Genomic DNA, 19,082 nt, shown 5'->3' with positions numbered 1-19,082 from the left:
TTTTATTCTACAATTGCCTGAGCAGCAAAATAGCCTCCCGTCCATGCATTTTGAAAATTAAAACCACCTGTAATTGCATCTATATTGAGCACCTCACCTGCCAGATAAAGATTTGGTACTTTTTTGCTTTCAAAGGTTTTAAAATTCACCTCTTTTAAGTTGACACCTCCCGCAGTTACAAACTCTTCTTTAAAAGTACTTTTACCGCTTACGCGAAAACGGGATTGCGTGAGCTCTCGGCTTAATGACTGTAATTGCGCCTTCGTGAGTTCTGCCCACTTAGTAGCTTGCTGAATCCCTGAGGCGATTAATAAATTATGCCACAAACGCTTAGGCAGCTCTAGTTGTGCATAGCTAAACGGAGACTGTTTTGCGTGTTGCACCTTGAGCTCTAAAAGCTCATCTAAAGCATCTTCTTGTGTGAGAAACTGTAGCCAGTTTACTTGAATCTCAAATTGATATTTTAAATCGGCAAGTTCTCTTGCTCCCCATGCAGAGAGTTTTAAAATGGCTGGACCGCTCATTCCCCAGTGGGTGATAAGCAAAGGCCCTTCAGATTTCTGTTTGGTTCCTAGCACCTTTACTGTGACATTAGTTGCCAGCCCCATGAGGCCCTCTATCTTTTCATCTTTAATATTAAATGTAAAAAGTGATGGCACTGCATCTGTAATAGAGTGACCTAGCTTTTGCAATAATGACCACATCTTAGGATTACTTCCAGTAGTCATCACAAGGTGATTGCATATAAAATCCCCTTTATTAGTCTTTACATAAAACGAATCTTCATTTGAAATTCTCGCTTTCGCGAAAGCGGAATCAAAACCAACATCTTGCACAGAATGATTAGTAAGCACTTCAATGTTGTGCTTATGAGCCTCTTTTAAAAAACAATCTACAATGGTAGATGAAGAATCTGTGATGGGAAACATTCTCCCATCTTCCTCAATTTTGAGTTCGACACCTCGCTCTTCAAACCAAGCAATAGTATCTCCCGTCATAAACGTGTGAAAAGGCCCTAATAATTCTTTCTGTCCTCTAGGGTATTTTTTTGAAAGTTCTTTAGGTATAAACTCTGCATGCGTGACGTTACATCTCCCACCACCAGAAATTCTCACTTTAGTAAGCACCTCTTTTCCTCTCTCTAGAATAGCAATTTTGAGTGTCGGCTTTTTTTCTGCTATGTTAATTGCAGTAAAAAAACCAGCGGCACCACCACCTACAATAAGGACGTCAAATTTATTCATTTACAGTATTTGGTATGACACGAGTGTCAAAATTAAGATGAGTTTTAGGGCTCAGAATATAAAACTCCCAAGCCTTTAATGGAATTGCTTGTGTCTCGCTTATAGCTACATCTTCACCAGTGAGCACATTGAAAAAAGCTCCAGACAGCGGTATTTTTGTAGTTATTAATGAACTTGAAAAGTTACCTATAAATAAAAGTTGATCGTCTTCTTTCTCTCTGCCAAAGGTAAGTATCTCAGGATTGCTAGCTTCTATTTTAATAAGAGACGCTTTAGTTTTTCCGCCGTGTAGAGATTTACGATTATTCTTTAACTCTCCTAATTTTTTAAGCAATTCAAAGTAACTTCCTTTCTCCTTTGGAATACTGTCCTTTTCAAAAAACTGTAGCCTTTTATCGAGATCATATTCTTGTCCACTATATATGAGAGGCATGCCAGGCAACATATAGGTAAGGGTGGTAAGGATCTCTTTATTGTCTGGCAAGCGCTCACCTAGCGTTCCTGCCCAGCTATTTTCGTCATGATTTGTAACAAAGTACATATTCATATCATCTTGAGCTAGCGTTTGATCATACTGCGCGAGTAGTGTCCAGAAGTCATCTACACTTTTTTCTTCTTTGGCTATTTCATTAAGTAAATGATGCATCTGCCAGGCGTAGTGCATATCAAAACCATTTGCCATGAGATTTTCTTGCTCTGCTTCTGCCAGCATAAAGAGTGGTGACTTTATCTTTTCAAGAGAATCTATTGCTCTCTTAAAAAATGGTACTGGCACTTTATGAGCAACATCCATTCTAAAACCATCAACATCATGTTCTAGTACCCAGTAAGATAAATCTGCAATCATCTCATCGCGCATCGCTTGATTATCATAATTAAGATCTGCCACATCAGTCCATCCCCACGATTTACCAGTTGCTGGATCTATAGGATCAACAATTTCTCCTTTATCATTTTGTGTATACCATTCTGGGTGCTTTGTAATCCACGTGTGATTCCATCCCGTATGATTAGGCACCCAGTCAAGCACAACCGCTATTCCATGTTCATGAGCAACCTTAATCATATCTTCCACATCTTGCAAAGTCCCAAACTCAGGATTCACTTCTCTAAAATCTGAGACAGCATAATAGCTCCCCAAACTTCCCTTTCTATTAGTTTCAGATATAGGAAAAATAGGCATCACCCAGAGTATCTTAACCCCTAGCTCCTTTAATACAGGTATATCTTTTGTAAAAGATGTAAAAGTTCCTTCGGGGGAATACTGCCTTATATTCACTTCATAAATTACGCCTGACTCTTCCATGGTTTCAGCAAACTGAAAAGAGGTTTTTGATAACGCTTTCGCGAAAGCGGGAGTTTCATTTGAAGTATTGAATTCACAAGAACATAGTGTCGTAACAATTACAGCTAAGCTTAAAAAATGCTTTTTCATAAGTTTCCATTTTGTGTGAAATTAGGCTAATAATACAACCTAATCAAAGTTAACCAAATGCTATGCAGCTGGGGTGACATATGACTTAAACACAATTTTGAGTAGTTATATAAAAAAAGTTGAGCTATTTAAATCATAATATGACAATCAAAGCAATCAAATATTATGGTATTCTTACAAATCTAACCTTGTTCACACGAAATCGTTTTCGTAACTTTATGGGGGTACACACACTATCTTAACATAAAATTTGCATATTTTTAACCCTTATAAAGTGTACAAACACTCAAATAAACTAAGCAAACTAATTTTAAACAAGATTCTTATGAAGAAAGTAATACTTAAAAGTATGCTCTTGTTTGTTGCAATCCTCTTTGTAGGAATTGCCCAAGCCCAGACGGTGACTGGAACAGTTACTGAGGAAAACGGCCCATTACCGGGAGCAAATGTTATTGTAAAGGGTACTTCAAACGGTGCAACTACCGATTTTGATGGAAACTACAGTCTTAATAACGTACCAAACGATGCGACACTCGTTTTTAGTTACGTAGGTTATGCTACTCAAGAAGTAGCTGTAGGTGGAAGAAGCACAATTAACATTGCTCTTGCTTCAGATAATGCACTTGATGAAGTGGTACTTATCGGTTATGGATCAACAACTATTAAGGATGCTACGGGAGCCGTAGACAATGTAGGTTCGGAAGACTTTAACCAAGGTGTAATACAAACACCAGAACAACTTATACAAGGTAAAACTGCTGGGGTTCAAATTTCAGAATCTTCTGGAGAGCCTGGTGCTGGAGTATCCATACGTATACGTGGTAATAACTCTATACGTTCTGGAAACAATCCTTTATTTGTAGTCGATGGCGTGCCTCTTGCTGGAGGTGGATCTCCTGGAGTAACTACTGGAGGTATTGCTCAAGCTGGTGGTGGTAACCCATTAAGCTTTATCAATCCTAATGATATTGAGAGTATCTCTATATTAAAGGATGCTTCTGCAACTGCAATTTACGGTTCACGTGGAGCAAACGGAGTTATTATTGTACAAACAAAAGGAGGTCGTGGAGCCTCTAAAGGTGTTTGGGAAATTAATTCATCTGTAAGTTCTTCAAATGCTGCAAAACGATATGATCTACTAAACAGAGCTGAATATCTTGAAGCAATTGCAGATCTTCCAAATACTCCAATAGTTGGTACTGCAGATACAGACTGGCAAGATGTTTACTTACGTAACTCTTTCTCAAGACAGACAGACTTAAGCTACTCTAAGAGTTATACTGGAGGTAACATACGCGCTTCTTTTGGATATGGAAATAACAATGGTGTTGTTGAAAATTCTTCACTAGAAAGAATATCTGGAAGACTTAATTTTTCTCAGAAGTTTTTTGATGATAAATTGACTGTAACTGGTACTGGTAGTATCTCTCGTATTAATACAGAGACGGCACCTTTAAATGGTGGTGCAGGATCAAGAGGTGACATAATAGGTGCGTCTATCTCTGCAAACCCAACATTCCCACTCGACGAAGAATTCTTTTTACAAACACCAGGTTTTTTCAGCCCTGTAAACTATTTAAATAGTTTTCAAGGACTTTCTGAAAGTGATCGTATTCTTGCCAACGTGTCCCTAGATTATGATTTTACTGACGAGTTTAGTGCTAAAGTAACGGTAGGTTATGACAAAACAGAATCGAACACGACAGGTGTAGTGGCTTCTACTATTTTAAATGCAGAAGGATTAAGTAATATAGGCCGTGGAGATTACAACATTAATAATAACGAAAACAAGCTTCTTGAAGCAACGCTTAACTACAAGAAAGATTTCGGTAATGTAACCCTTGACCTTTTAGGAGGATTCTCTTATCAAGAATTCCAAAGAGATGGAGTATTTTCTAACGGCGCAGGATTTAACACTTCTGATGTTGGTGCTATGAGAGGACAGCTTATTAATCAATATAATATCTTAAACCGTGTTGTACCTGGTAATGCTCAAGTTTTTGGATACGGTAATGACGGTAGCTTTGTTACAACCCTTCTTCCAGAAATTCAAACAGGACTCACTATTCCTGAAGGATTTGATCGCGTGTTAACAGCTTATATTGCAGGTCGCTATGACAACACAGATGAATTACAGTCATTCTTTACAAGAGCCAACTTAACCTTTAATGAGAAGTTCTTACTTACTGCAACATTTAGAGCAGATGGATCTTCAACTTTTGGAGATGCAGAACGTTATGGATACTTCCCTTCAGGAGCATTTGCTTGGAAGCTTGATGAAGAAGACTTTGTAGGAGACAACATCTCTACACTTAAGCTTCGCCTTGGAGCAGGAATCGTAGGCTCACAAGAAGGATTAGGTTATGGCCAATTCACTACTAGAACTCAAGCAAACTTCACTGCTATAGATAACGGACTTAACATTATTGGTGGTGGTGATAATATACCTGGAACTTCTCCAGTAGGAGATGTGAACGCAGGCTTAAAATGGGAAGAGACTACAGATTTTAATGTAGGTCTTGACTTTGGTTTTAATGATGATCGTCTTAATGGATCTTTCAACCTATATCGCAAAGAAACTAACGATCTTTTATTACTTGCAGAAACAGCTGCACCATCAAACGTGCAAACAGCATTTGGTAACTTGAGTGATGGAACTGTTGTTAACCAAGGTGTGGAATTTGCTCTAAATTATGCCTTTATAGATACTGAAGACTTTGGGTTTGACGCATCATTCAACGTTGCTTATAATAAAAATGAGGTGCAAGACACTAAACGTATTATTCAAACTGGAGCTATACGTGGTAATGGTCTTACTGGAGCTTTTGCTCAACAACTAGAAGCTGGACAGCCACTATTCTCATTCTATATGGCAGAATTTACAGGATTTGATGAAAGTGGAGAACCTACTTACTTAGATGCTAATGGTGACGGTGTAGGTGATCCAGATTCAGATAAATTTTTTGTAGGAGAAAATGCTGTACCTAAAGTTACCTCAGGTTTATCACTCAGTGCTCGTTACAAAAACTTTGATCTTAGCACTTACTTCAATGGTCAATTTGGATTCTCAGTATATAACGCTACAGACAATGCATTCTTTACTAAGTCTGCTTTAATCATTGGAAGAAATATAACACAAGATGCTGCAAATAGTGCTGAGAACGCTAGCTCATCTGTAGCTGTATCTACACGTTTTCTTGAAAAAGGAGATTTCGTAAGATTACAATCTGCATCTTTAGGTTACAACTGGCCACTAAGTGGAGATGGAATGTTTGATTCTTTACGTTTATCTTTTACTGGTCAAAACTTGTTCTTAATTACAGGATACAGCGGTCTTGACCCAGAAATCAGTTCTGATACAGGATCACTTAATGCTTCAGCTATTCCAACAGCAGGAATCGATTATGCACCATACCCAAGAGCTCGTACTTTTACACTTGGTGTAAATGCTAGATTTTAATAAAAAAAAGAAAAATTATGAAACGAAACATTAAACTAAATGCAACCCGCTTCATAGCAGGAGCATTTATGATCGGAGCGCTGGCGACATCGTGTACTGATCTAGAAATCGAAAGCACAGATTCGGTAATTACTGGAGAAACCTTTAACGGAGTACTTGAGCCTTCATCTTTTTTAGATAATATGTTCAACTCAATTAATGGTCAAATAGGTGATCAAGCAAACATCTTTGCACTTCAAGAAGTGACAACAGATGCAGCGCTCATACCGACAAGAGGATCTGACTGGGGAGATAATGGTATCTGGAGACAGTTACACCAGCACAACTGGTTAACTAGTCACCAGTTTATTCAAACTGCGTTCTTACAGTGGAACACAACACACTTTCAAGCGGCACAAGTTCTTTCTGACCTATCAGTAAATGCTACAGCAGAAGATCGTGCTAACGCATACTTCTTAAGAGCATTAGGAATGTGGTTTGTTCTTGACAACTGGGGTCAAGTACCTGTACGTGATCCAGAACTTTCATTATTTGAAGATCCTATCGTACTTAGAGGTGCAGAAGCCGTTGATCAAATTGTATCTGATTTGAATCAAGCCATTGACCAGCTTCCTGCTGGAGCACCAATGACAAATAACAATAGACCAAATAAGGCTGCTGCAAGATATCTTCTAGCTAAAGTACTCCTTAACAAGCACATTTACTTAGATACTGAAGCTGCAAGTGCAGACATGAATCAAGTAGTATCTCTTGTAGACCAAATTAACGGAGAAGGTTACGATTTACAAGAAGGTTATTTTGATCTCTTCCGTGATTCTGGAGATAATGAGACTATCTGGTTCTTAGGAGCTGGTGTAAGTAACAGAATATGGAATGGACTTCACTACGCGCAAACTAGTGAGCGTGACAACACCGGTGGTGGATGGAATGGTTTTGCTACATTATCCTCTTATTATGATCTTTTTGAAGGAGATCCTGAAATTAACGTAGAAGGAAGTGGCCAAGAGGAACGTAGAGGTGTAGTACCTACATCTGGTGAGCCTATTGGAGCATGTGATGGATGTACTGACAATAATGGAGATGGCATAGCAGATGCATCACATATTGGTGTTGGATTCTTAATAGGACAACAATATGGTGCAGATGGATCGGCACTACAAGACAGAGCTGGTGCTCCATTAACTTTCAAAAGAGATTTTAAAGATGGAGATGGTAACGTAAGTCTTATAAACAATGATGAGACTACAGGTATACGCTTACAGAAGTATGCTGCTCGTTATGGATCTTTCAACACTCACGAGATTTTCTTTAGATACGCAGATGCGCACCTTATGAAGGCAGAAGCACTTTTCCGTTCTGGAGGTGATGCTACACCGTTAGTGAATGAACTTCGTGTATTGAGGGGAGCTACTCCAATTGGCTCTGTAGGAGCTCAAGAGCTTATAGACGAAAGAGGACGTGAATTATATGCAGAATTATGGAGACGTAATGACTTAATTAGATTTGGACAATTTACTGCAGACTGGGAACTTAAAGCTCCGGGAGCTGTAGGCGATGAGACTAGAAACCTCTTCCCTATTCCAGCAAGTCAGGTAACATTAAACCCTAATCTTACACAAAATCCAGGCTACTAAACTTGGTGATTTAATTAGCTTAAAAGAGGGTTAGATGTTATCTAGCCCTCTTTTTATATATACAACTTAGACGTACATCATCTTGAAACAGATTATTACATTTATAGCTTTAATGTTCTTCATACTTTCATGTAAGGACAAGAAAACAGATGTACGCTTTACACTTAAAACGGATTCAGGTATAACCTTCAAGAATGATTTATCTCCTGACTCAGATTTAAATATTTTAAATTATCTCTACTACAATAACGGTGCAGGCGTAGCAACTGGAGATTTTGATAATGATGGATTGATAGACATTTATTTCACTTCAAATCAAGGACCAGATAAGCTATATCACAATCAAGCTAATCTTACTTTTAAAGATATTACAACACAAGCTGGCATCTCTAATGATACTGGCTGGACTACGGGTGTAACTACTGTAGACATCAATAATGACGGACTACTAGACATCTACATATCCAAAGTAGCCAGGCATTTAAAGCTTAAAGGGCATAATCTTCTCTACGTAAATCAAGGTCTCAACAATGGCCAACTTACTTTTAAAGAAGAATCAAAAAAATACCAATTAGATCTATCTGGATTATTTACTCAATCTTCATTTTTTGATTACGATAATGATGGCGATCTTGATGCCTATATCATGGGGCATTCGTTATATCCTAACGCATATTTTGGACGTGGAAGTCAGCGTACAAAGGTGGATAGCATCAATGGAGACAAACTATTAGAAAATCGAGACGGTGTTTTTATAGACGTTTCCGCGAAAGCGAATATATTTTCATCAAGAATAGGTTACGGACTAGGGCTTGCCATAAGCGACATAAACAATGATGGTTATCCTGACATTTATATAGGTAATGATTTCTTTGAAGATGACTATCTCTACATTAATCAAACTGACGGAACTTTTAAAGAGGTCAATACCACAGAAGGAAAGTTAGGTCACACTAGCCATTTCTCTATGGGTAACGACATTGCAGATGTGAATAATGATGGTTTTACTGATATTCTATCTGTAGACATGCTGCCAGAGAATTTAGAAACCTTAAAATCTTCTGGAACGGAATTTAACTTCCCTATATTCCAAAATCAGTTACGTCAAGGATATCGACCTCAATTCATGCAAAACACTTTGCATATCAATCAAGGGAAAGAGCAATTTTCTGAAACTGCTTTTTTGAGCGGTATATCAAGTACGGAGTGGAGCTGGTCTCCCCTACTTGCAGATTTTGATAACGATGGTGATAAAGACATATACATTACAAATGGTATCATAGGTGCAACAAACGATATGGATTTTGTTAATTTTATCTCTAACGAAAACATTCAAAAAAGAATAGGAAGCCGCATGACTGATAAAGAGCTTCCGCTATTAGAAGAAATACCACAAAAGAAAACAGAAAACTATTTCTTCTCAAATAATGGTGATGGCACGTTTAAGAACACCTCAAAATCGTGGATAAAGAGTACTATCTCCTTTAGTAACGGAAGTAGTTATGCAGATTTAGATAACGATGGTGATCTAGATCTCATCGTAAATAACGTAAATGAACAAGCGTATCTGCTAGAAAACAGAACCCAACAATTAAAAGATAGTGTGCATTATCTGAAGATTCGTTTTAAAGGGTCTCAACAAAATACCTTGGGCATTGGAGCACAAGTTCATGTGTATAGCTCAACAGACTATCAATATTTTGAAAACTACACTACTAGAGGATACTTATCTTCTGTAGCGCCCGAGTTATCAATTGGTTTGGGAAAACACAAAAGTATCGATTCTCTCACTGTTGTATGGCCGGACAGCAAGACGCAAACCTTGAAAAACATAAACACAAATCGACTTATTACCCTAACACATAATGCTTCTTCTGTACTCCCATCTAGCCAAAAGGAAACATTAAAAGCACAAATAACTGATAGCATTATACCTTTTAAACATATAGATAACGCAACGCTAGAATTCAGCAGGAATCCTCTTGTACCTTATGCATCTACTAACCTGAGTAAAGCAATTGTTGCAGGAGATTTAAATAATGATGGACTTGATGATATGGTTGCTCTTGGTTCTAAAATAGGAGAATCTACCACTTATGTACAGACATCCTCAGGTACATTTAACGAAGTACATCTACCGGAGAGTAATAAACATCAAATACATGAGGACATTGATGCTGTCATTGCAGATATAAATGGAGATTCCTTAAACGACTTAATTATAGTAAGCGGTGGGAATGAAATAAAATCTGGCAAGCCTCTTCAACCAAGATTATATATTAATAATGAAACATCATTAACCTATGACGCGACTGCATTCTCAGATATAGCAGTAAACGCATCTACAGTAAAAGCCATAGATATCGATAATGATGGAGATCTCGATATCTCTATAACTAGTGACGTGGTTCCTCAACAATTTGGCACTACTCCACTGCAATATATTCTTGAGAACAATGGGAAAGGTGTTTTTAAGGATGCTACAACTCAGTACAGCACATCGTTTCAACGTTTAGGAAACGTCCGAGATATTGAATGGATAGATATTGATAACAACGGATACAAGGACGCTGTGGTTGTAGGGCACTGGATGTCTCCTGCAATTTTTCTCAATGATGGAGCCAAGCTTTCAAAGCAAGATAATAACGGATTAGAAGAATCTACAGGCTGGTTCAATTCATTAAAAGTAGCAGACTTTGACAATGACGGAGATTTAGATATCATTGCCGGAAATTGGGGACTTAATTCAAGACTTACTGCTTCGACAAATCAACCGTTACAATTATATATTCAAGATTTTGACAGCAACGGAACTCAAGACCCTATTGTAACCTATTATTATCAAGGAGAAGAAACTACCATTGCAACAAAAGATGAACTCGTAAAACAGCTACCTCAACTCAATAAGAAATACTTGTCTTATAACGCTTTCGCGAAAGCGAGATTTAAAGAAATACTACCTCAAGATAAATTAAGAGATGCTCAAGTAAAGTCTGTCACAAATCTTGCATCCATGTATTTTGAAAACGATGGAGACAATACATTTACAGCACATGAGCTACCACTACTTTCTCAAATCTCCTCTGTACATGATATCCTAGTAGATGATGTAAATGACGATGGTTATAAAGATGTATTGCTAGTAGGTAATGATTATGAAATAAGCACTCAAATAGGAAGACTGGATGGATCACAAGGCGTTCTGCTTATCAACGATAAAAAGGGGTTCTTCCGCATAGAAAAACAACCAAAATTTAATATTTTAGGAGCCTCTAGAAGTATACAAAAAATTACTATTTCTGGAACCACCTATTACCCCATAGGAAGGAATAATGACACCCCATTATTCATTAGAAAAGACGACTAAACTTTATGGAAACACTACAAAAATATGGGCTTTTATTAATAGTCCTTCCCCTATTATTACTTTCTTGTGATGAGCAGTCTAACACAACCCATAATACAGAGAGCGATACGTTATTTACGGAGATGCCCTCAGACAGTACTGGTATCAATTTTATAAATAGCATCAAAAATGAATCTGACTTCAATATTTTTAAATACCGAAACTTCTATAATGGTGGTGGTGTTGCTATAGGTGACATTAATAATGATGGCCTAGCAGATATTTACCTAACGGCAAATATGGGTAAGAACAAGCTCTTTTTAAATAAAGGAGATTTTAAATTTGAAGATATTTCAGCAGCTGCAGGAATTGAAGGTAACAAGCCTTGGTCTACAGGAGTAACAATGGCAGATGTAAATGCAGATGGACTTCTTGATATTTATGTAAGTAACGCAGGAAACCTCGAAGAAGACAGTCATGATAATGATTTATACATAAACAATGGCGACCTAACCTTTACTGAAAAAGCAAAAGAATACAACCTAGCGACTTCAGGATTTTCTACCCAGGCTTCCTTTTTTGATTACGACAAAGATGGTGATCTTGATGTGTACATCCTTAATAACAGTAATGTTCCTGTAAATAGTTTAGGTAACAGAGGACAGCGAGATAAGCGTGCCCAAGACTGGGCAAATGTAAAAGAAGATATACGCGGCGTGGGAGACTTACTAATGCGCAACGACGGTGGGATATTTACAGACGTAAGTGAAGAGGCAGGTATTTATGGTTCGTTGATAGGCTTTGGGCTGGGTGTCGTAGTTACTGATATTAACCAAGATTTATGGCCAGACATTTACATCTCAAATGATTTCTTTGAGCGTGACTATTTATACATCAACAATCAGGATGGAACATTTACAGAAGAAATAAAAGAATGGACCTCTCACTTATCCCTATCAGCGATGGGAATTGATATTTCTGATATAAATAACGATGGTTTACAAGATATTTTTATCACAGATATGTTGCCCGAAAATGAGCAACGTGTTAAGTCTGTTATGGAGTTTGATGGGTACAATATTTACAAGCGCAAACAACGTGATGATTTTTACCAGCAGTTTATACAGAACACATTACAAATAAATAATGGTAATGGTTCATTTTCTGAAACTGCATATCATAGTGGGGTGAATGCTACAGACTGGAGCTGGTCTGGACTCGTATTTGACATGGATAATGATGGTTTCAGAGATATTTATGTTACAAATGGTATAAATCATGACCTAACAGATCTTGACTTTGTAGACTTCTTTGCAAACGAACTCATTAGAAGTAAGGTTAATGGCAAAACACATCCTGTAGATTCTATAATCAATAAAATGCCTATCAAACCTCTGGCAAATTATGCTTATCACAATCAAAAAGACATCACGTTTAAAAATAAATCTAAAGACTGGGGACTTGCGACACCGAGTATGAGTAATGGTGCAGCTCACGCAGATCTTGATAATGATGGTGACTTAGACATCGTGGTTAACAACGTAAATATGCCTTCCTTTATTTACCGTAACAATACGAAAGTCGATAAAGATCATAACTATATTAAACTTACATTTAAAGGAGGTGACAAAAACAAGTTTGCAGTAGGCACCACTGTAAGGTTATACCACAATAAGCTTTCTGTATTACAAGAACTTATACCTTCTCGAGGATTCCAATCATCTATGGACCATGATATGACTATAGGACTAGGAAGCTCTACTACTATAGACTCACTTCGCGTTATATGGCCCGATGATAAAACTCAGCTTTTAACAAAAGTAAAAGCAAACCAAACACTCAAATTATCAATCACAGACGCATCTGAAACCTATGTTCCTGTAAAAAAGAATAAGCCTACATTACTTAAGGAAATTACAAACCCTACACTTATTGCCCACAAAGAGAATAATTATAGTGACTTTGATTTTGAGGGACTCATTGCCAAAAAACTTTCTCAAGAAGGTCCTGCAATTGCAATAGGAGATATAGATAATGATGGCAATGATGATATCTTCATAGGTGGAGCCAAAGGACAAACTAGTATGCTCTATCTTCATAAAGGAAAAGGTAATCTTGTTCCATCTAGTAAAATTACTTTTGAAAAGGCTGCATTATTTGAAGACACAGCAGCCACATTTGTAGATGTAAATAGTGACGGCTTTTTAGATCTTATTGTATCCACTGGAGGTGGTCAAGTAGATGCAGAGGCTTATTACATTTCTAGACTTTACATAAACAACGGCAATGGAACTTTTAAAGACGCACGTAGTTTACCATCTGCACATCAAAGTGCATCTGTAATTACATCTAACGATATTGATGGCGATGGAGATTTAGATTTATTTATTGGAAGTAGAAGCGTCGCAGGTGTTTATGGTATTGACCCACCGCACGCAATCTTAATTAATGACGGAAAAGGGAATTTCACTAAAGACAATCTACTGTCTAAGCAGCTTAATCCTGCTGGAATGGTAACAGACGCGCTATGGTTAGATCTTGATGGTGACAACAACAAAGAATTAATAACGGTTTCAGACTGGGGAACTCCTACTGCATTTAAAGTCACAAGCGAGTCCATTAAACTTATAGATACTGGACTATCATCTTATGCAGGATGGTGGAATGCTATACAAAGCGCAGATCTTGACAATGATGGCGACTTAGACCTTATACTCGGTAATGATGGAACAAATGTGCATTACAAACCAGGAAGTGACGGCCCGCTTAAAATGTTTATCGCAGACTTTGATGGAAATGGTACGATAGAACAAATCACCACCTACTCAGAGGGTGGCAAAGACTTTCCAATACATCAAAAAAGCGAAATCACATCACAAATAGTTTCTCTCAAAAAGAAAAATCTCAAAGCATCAGATTATGCAAAGCGCTCTATTGATGAGCTTTTTTCTGAAGATATCTTAGCTAATGCTATTGTAAAAGAAGTTAATACTGCCGAGACTCTAATTGCTATAAATGAAGGAAATGGAAACTTTACCACCAAAGCATTACCTACGCGAGTGCAACTATCTTGCATTTGTGGCATTACGTGTACAGATGTAAACAATGACGGCAATCTTGATATTTTAATGGGAGGTAATAATTTTGAATTCAAACCTCAGTACTCCCAGCTTGATGCTGGATATGCTCATGTGTTATTAGGTGACGGTAAAGCAAATTTTGAATGGCAAGATTATACAGACACTGGCTTCTTTGTTCGCGAAGAAATGAAACATCTAGAATCATTTAAGGATGCTCAAGGCAATGTATTTCTTGTAGCGGCAATTAATGATGGAAAACCTAGAATTTTCACAGCAAACAAGTAATTCATGAAGTGGGGAGTTCTATTAGGTCTGTGTTATCTGCTTATTGGTTGTAATAATCAACCAGTACAAGAAGCGCCTGCACTTTTTTTAAACCCCACAAGCACGAGTACTGGAATCACTTTTTCAAACAATCTCACAGAGACAGATAGTCTCAATATACTCGACTACTTGTACTTTTATAATGGTGGTGGCACCGCTGTAGGAGATATTAACAATGACGGGTTACCAGATATCTACCTCTCTGGAAATCAAGTGAAAAATAAGCTCTACCTCAATAATGGCGACCTTACGTTTAAAGATATCTCGGCTAGTGCTAGTGTAGAAGGCAACAACTCGTGGAGCACTGGAGCGATAATGTTTGACGCAAACTCAGATGGACTCTTAGATATCTATGTACGTGCCGTAGTAGGCATAAACAATTTCCAGGGACACGACGAGCTTTTTATAAATAATGGTGATGAGACCTTTACAGAGCGCGCTGCAGAGTTTGGTCTTGATTTTCAAAATTATGGAACCACGGCCGCCGTTCTTGATTATGATAAAGATGGCGATCTCGACCTGTATATACTCAACCATGCGGTACATACAGAATCCTCATTTGGTCATGCAGATTTACGTTTAGAACGTAACGAGCAAACAGGAGACAAACTTCTTAGAAACGATGGAAACATTTTTACAGACGTCAGTGAGGAAATGGGCATTTTTGGTGGTATCAATGGGTATGGCCTAGGGATTTCTATTGCAGATTTTAATCAGGATGGTTATCCAGATATTTACGTAGGTAATGACTTTCATGAGGACGACTATTACTATATCAATGAAGGAGGATTACGCTTTCGCGAAAGCTTAAAAGAACAATTTCCACACACCTCAAGATTTTCAATGGGTAATGACGTGGCCGACGTTAATCATGATGGTTTCCCTGATCTCATGTCACTCGATATGTTACCAGAAGACGAGAATGTTCTAAAGGCTTCCGAAGGTGATGATAATATCCAAACACAAAAACTCCGTACAGAACGTTTTGGGTATCACTACCAGTTTACCCGCAATATGCTATTTGTAAATCAGCCGGGATATCAATTTCAAGAACGTGCCCTTTCCTCTGGAGTTGCGGCAACAGACTGGAGCTGGAGTGCTCTCTTTGCAGATTTTAATCAGGATGGGAATCAAGACTTGTTTATTTCAAATGGTATCCCAAAACGACCTAATAATCTTGATTTCATTAATTTTATTTCTAGCGGTAAGATTCAAAACAGACTCAACGAGACTAGGCTTCTAGATAACGAAGCTCTTAATCTTATGCCTGATGGTGCTTCACATAATTATGTCTATCAAGGAAATGAAGACCTCGTATTTACAGATCAATCTGGAGTGTGGATTGACAAAAAACCTACGGTGTCTGGTGCTTCTGCGCTGGCAGATCTTGATAATGATGGAGACCTTGATGTTGTTGTAAATAACATCAATCAAGAGGCAACTATTTATGTGAACCAAACAGACACTACAGCAACCTTTTTAAAATTAAAGTTTAAATATTCTAAAGCTAATTCGCTCGGTATAGGTACTAAAGTTTTTGCATATCAAAATGGAACGTTACAGTACAAAGAATTGTATACTGCCCGAGGATTTCAAGCATCCTCTGAGCCGGTTGTTCATTTTGGTTTCAAAAAGAACACTTCAATAGACTCACTTCTCATTATTTGGCCAGATAACAAGCAGCAAGTGGTATACGATATCCCAACAAATCAAACATTGTCCTTATCACCGCAAAACACAACCACTTTTGACTATAGTTTACTTCAAATAAAAAGCAAGACGCTATTTACTAAAGAACCAGGAAATCTAGGTATAGACTATGTACACAAGGAAGATGCTTATATAGACTTCAACAGGCAGCAACTAATTCCTTATCAAATATCCGACCGTGGTCCTGCAACAGCAATTGGCGATATAAATGGTGATGGTCATGACGACATCTATTTTGGTAGCTCTAAGTTTATACCTTCGGCCATGTATACTGGAGGAATTAACGCTTTCGCGAAAGCGTACTCAACCCCATTAAAATCTCTTTCAAAAACAGAGGATGTAACGGCTACTATCCTCAATAATGAGATTATCGTAGGTACAGCAGGTGGTGATTTTTCCGAAATGAACGAGGCTTTAGAAAACTATTATTTAAAAGTATCAGATACCCTAACCAGCGAGATGTCAGGCATGCGAGCTAACACCTCCATCATTATCGCAAGCGACTATGATAATGATGGAGACAAGGATCTCTTTGCAGGTAATCATGCCGTTACAGGTGACTTTGGGAAAATTCCAGCATCGTTTCTTTTAAAGAATGATGGAGGTAAGTTTGTAGAAGATCAAGACAACCCTCTAGGTAAGATAGGAATGGTCACAGATGCCGTCTGGACAGATTTTAATGCTGATGGCTCCACTGATTTAATTGTCATAGGAGAATGGATGCAGCCGCTTTTTTATAAAAATGAAGATGGTATTCTTAAAAAAGAAGAAGTACTAGACGCTACGCTCAATGGTTTATGGCAAAGCATACAACCGTTTGATATAGATCATGATGGTGATATGGACTACCTACTTGGGAACTGGGGAACAAACAGTAAGTTTACAGCATCTACAGCGTTTCCCATGACAATGTATTACTCAGATTTTGATAATAATGGGCAAACAGAAACTATTCTTACTACGGAAAAAGACGGAAACTACTACCCTATTCAAAATCTCCAAGAGCTTGGAACTCAACTTGTATTTCTCAAAAAGAAATATGCAAATAATAATGATTTTGCTGGAGATACCGTGTCCCAGATTTTTGGAGAAAAAGCACTCAATACCGCTCAGCGATTTGAAGTAAACACCTTGGCCTCCGGATATTTAAAAAATGAAAAAGGAATTTTTACTTTTGTACCTTTCACTGGTGCATTGCAAGTAGCTCCTATTATGGATTTCGTCGTTCACGACTTTAATGGCGATGGCACCAAGGAAGTACTAGCAGGAGGAAATTATTTTGGCACAAAACCATATCACGGTAGGCTAGATTCGTTTTCTGGGGCACTAATAGCGTCCGAAAATAAAGTAACCTTAGGATATGAGCTAGGCCTAGATTTTGCACAAAAATCGATAAGACATTTAGACATTATAACCGTTAACAATATTTCATACTTGCTCGTGACTTTTAATAACGAAGCCGCACAAGTTTATAACATACAAATCCCTGATTAATGAAAACAGCATATTACATTCTATTATTCATTGTTGCCACAGGAATCACTTCATGCGCTTCAAAAGATGAGCCTATTGTAATTACTCCTGAACATTTTCACAATGCAATAGACAAGGTTACTGAGGTTATTATACACGACATTTTCTCACCACCTGTTGCGAGTCGTATTTATGCGTATCCTAATATTGCAGCTTATGAAATACTAGCTGTAAATGATACTGAATTTAACTCTCTTGCTGGACAGCTTGCAGGTCTTAAAAGTATTCCAACTCCATCAAAGGACACAACTATAAACTTTGAACTTGCAGCACTGGTTGCTCACATGGAAATGAGCAAGCGCCTCATATTTTCTGAGCAAGAAATTGAGACATATAGAGATAGTCTTTACACAACATGGAAAGAGCGCAATGAAGATGTTTTTGTACAGTCCCGAGATTATGGGCTAAAGGTTGCAAGCCATATAGCACAATGGATGGATGGAGATAACTATAAACAGACGCGTACAATGCCAAAGTTTTCTGTGTATGCAGATGAGCCTTCTCGCTGGCAACCTACGCCTCCAGCATACATGGACGGTATAGAACCTCACTGGAATAAAATTAGACCATTTACACTTACATCTGCAGACCAGTTTAAGCCTGTACCGCCACCTCCATTCTCCCTAGAAGAAGATTCAGATTTTTATAAGGAGCTTAAAGAGGTTTATGACATAAGCAAGCAAATCACAAAAGATGGCGACACCTCAGAAGAGATTGCGATTGCTCAGTTTTGGGATTGTAACCCATACGTATCTGTAACTCGCGGTCATTTAATGTTTGCAACTAAAAAGATTACTCCTGGAGGACACTGGATCGGTATTACAAAGATTGCTTCAAAGAAGGCAGGTTTTGATGTAATGAATACATTACATGCTTATGCAAAAACATCTATCGCCATGAACGATGCGTTTATTTCTTGCTGGGATGAAAAATATCGCTCTAACCTGATACGCCCAGAAACGCTCATCAACAATCACATAGATGACTCTTGGAAACCTATATTACAAACGCCTCCGTTTCCAGAATATGTGAGTGGACACTCTGTAGTATCTGGTGCAGCATCTGAGACACTGACTAGTATTTTTGGCGATGACTTTTCTTTTGATGATGATACAGAAATAGCGTACGGACTTCCGGTGCGTAGCTTCACATCATTTAAAGCCGCAGCTGAGGAAGCTGCTGTAAGCCGCATGTATGGAGGAATACACTATCGTGCTGCAGTAGCAGTAGGACTAGAACAAGGTCAAAAACTAGGAAAGTTTGTTGTCTCTGCACTTGAGATGAAAAATGAAACGATGGTTGCAACTAACTAAGGT

The 19,082-nt window shown here is 38.0% G+C and carries 8 protein-coding genes; 6 read left to right on the top strand and 2 right to left on the bottom strand.

The annotated features are described in order from the left end of the window. Positions 1-2: 2 nt before the first annotated feature. Together ACJJVU_RS03205 and ACJJVU_RS03200 are read right to left on the bottom strand one after the other, a co-directional pair. Positions 3-1,244, bottom strand: a complete 1,242-nt coding sequence (locus tag ACJJVU_RS03205) for an NAD(P)/FAD-dependent oxidoreductase (protein WP_405222250.1) — start codon at positions 1,242-1,244, stop codon at positions 3-5. Further along, positions 1,237-2,679 carry an alpha-amylase family glycosyl hydrolase gene (locus ACJJVU_RS03200; protein WP_405222248.1) on the bottom strand — a complete coding sequence of 481 codons (1,443 nt, stop codon included), beginning with the start codon at positions 2,677-2,679 and terminating at the stop codon, positions 1,237-1,239. Before ACJJVU_RS03200 ends, ACJJVU_RS03205 begins: the two co-directional genes overlap by 8 nt. A 325-nt stretch (positions 2,680-3,004) precedes the next feature. Between ACJJVU_RS03200 and ACJJVU_RS03195 the strand changes: the two genes are divergently transcribed. The 6 genes from ACJJVU_RS03195 (at position 3,005) to ACJJVU_RS03170 (ending at position 19,079) form a co-directional block, all read left to right on the top strand. Further along, on the top strand, positions 3,005-6,139 hold the full coding sequence (locus ACJJVU_RS03195; protein ID WP_405222245.1) for a SusC/RagA family TonB-linked outer membrane protein: 3,135 nt from the start codon (positions 3,005-3,007) through the stop codon (positions 6,137-6,139). Positions 6,140-6,156: 17 nt separating this feature from the next. After that, positions 6,157-7,773: a RagB/SusD family nutrient uptake outer membrane protein gene (locus ACJJVU_RS03190; protein ID WP_405222243.1), complete on the top strand. Its 1,617-nt coding sequence runs from the start codon at positions 6,157-6,159 to the stop codon at positions 7,771-7,773. Positions 7,774-7,855: 82 nt separating this feature from the next. After that, positions 7,856-11,140: a VCBS repeat-containing protein gene (locus ACJJVU_RS03185; RefSeq protein ID WP_405222240.1), complete on the top strand. Its 3,285-nt coding sequence runs from the start codon at positions 7,856-7,858 to the stop codon at positions 11,138-11,140. A 5-nt stretch (positions 11,141-11,145) separates the two neighbouring features. Beyond that, positions 11,146-14,484: a CRTAC1 family protein gene (locus ACJJVU_RS03180; RefSeq protein ID WP_405222237.1), complete on the top strand. Its 3,339-nt coding sequence runs from the start codon at positions 11,146-11,148 to the stop codon at positions 14,482-14,484. A 3-nt stretch (positions 14,485-14,487) separates the two neighbouring features. Then, positions 14,488-17,727: a VCBS repeat-containing protein gene (locus ACJJVU_RS03175; RefSeq protein ID WP_405222234.1), complete on the top strand. Its 3,240-nt coding sequence runs from the start codon at positions 14,488-14,490 to the stop codon at positions 17,725-17,727. Continuing rightward, positions 17,727-19,079, top strand: coding sequence for a vanadium-dependent haloperoxidase (locus ACJJVU_RS03170; protein WP_405222231.1), 1,353 nt, complete (start codon positions 17,727-17,729; stop codon positions 19,077-19,079). The genes ACJJVU_RS03175 and ACJJVU_RS03170 overlap by 1 nt, the downstream gene beginning before the upstream one ends. Positions 19,080-19,082 lie beyond the last annotated feature (3 nt).

Source organism: Dokdonia sp. Asnod1-B02, assembly GCF_045063955.1.
Classification (GTDB): Bacteria; Bacteroidota; Bacteroidia; order Flavobacteriales; family Flavobacteriaceae; genus Dokdonia.
Note: the sequence above shows the minus strand (reverse complement) of the source record. Positions and strands in the feature narration are given on the sequence as shown.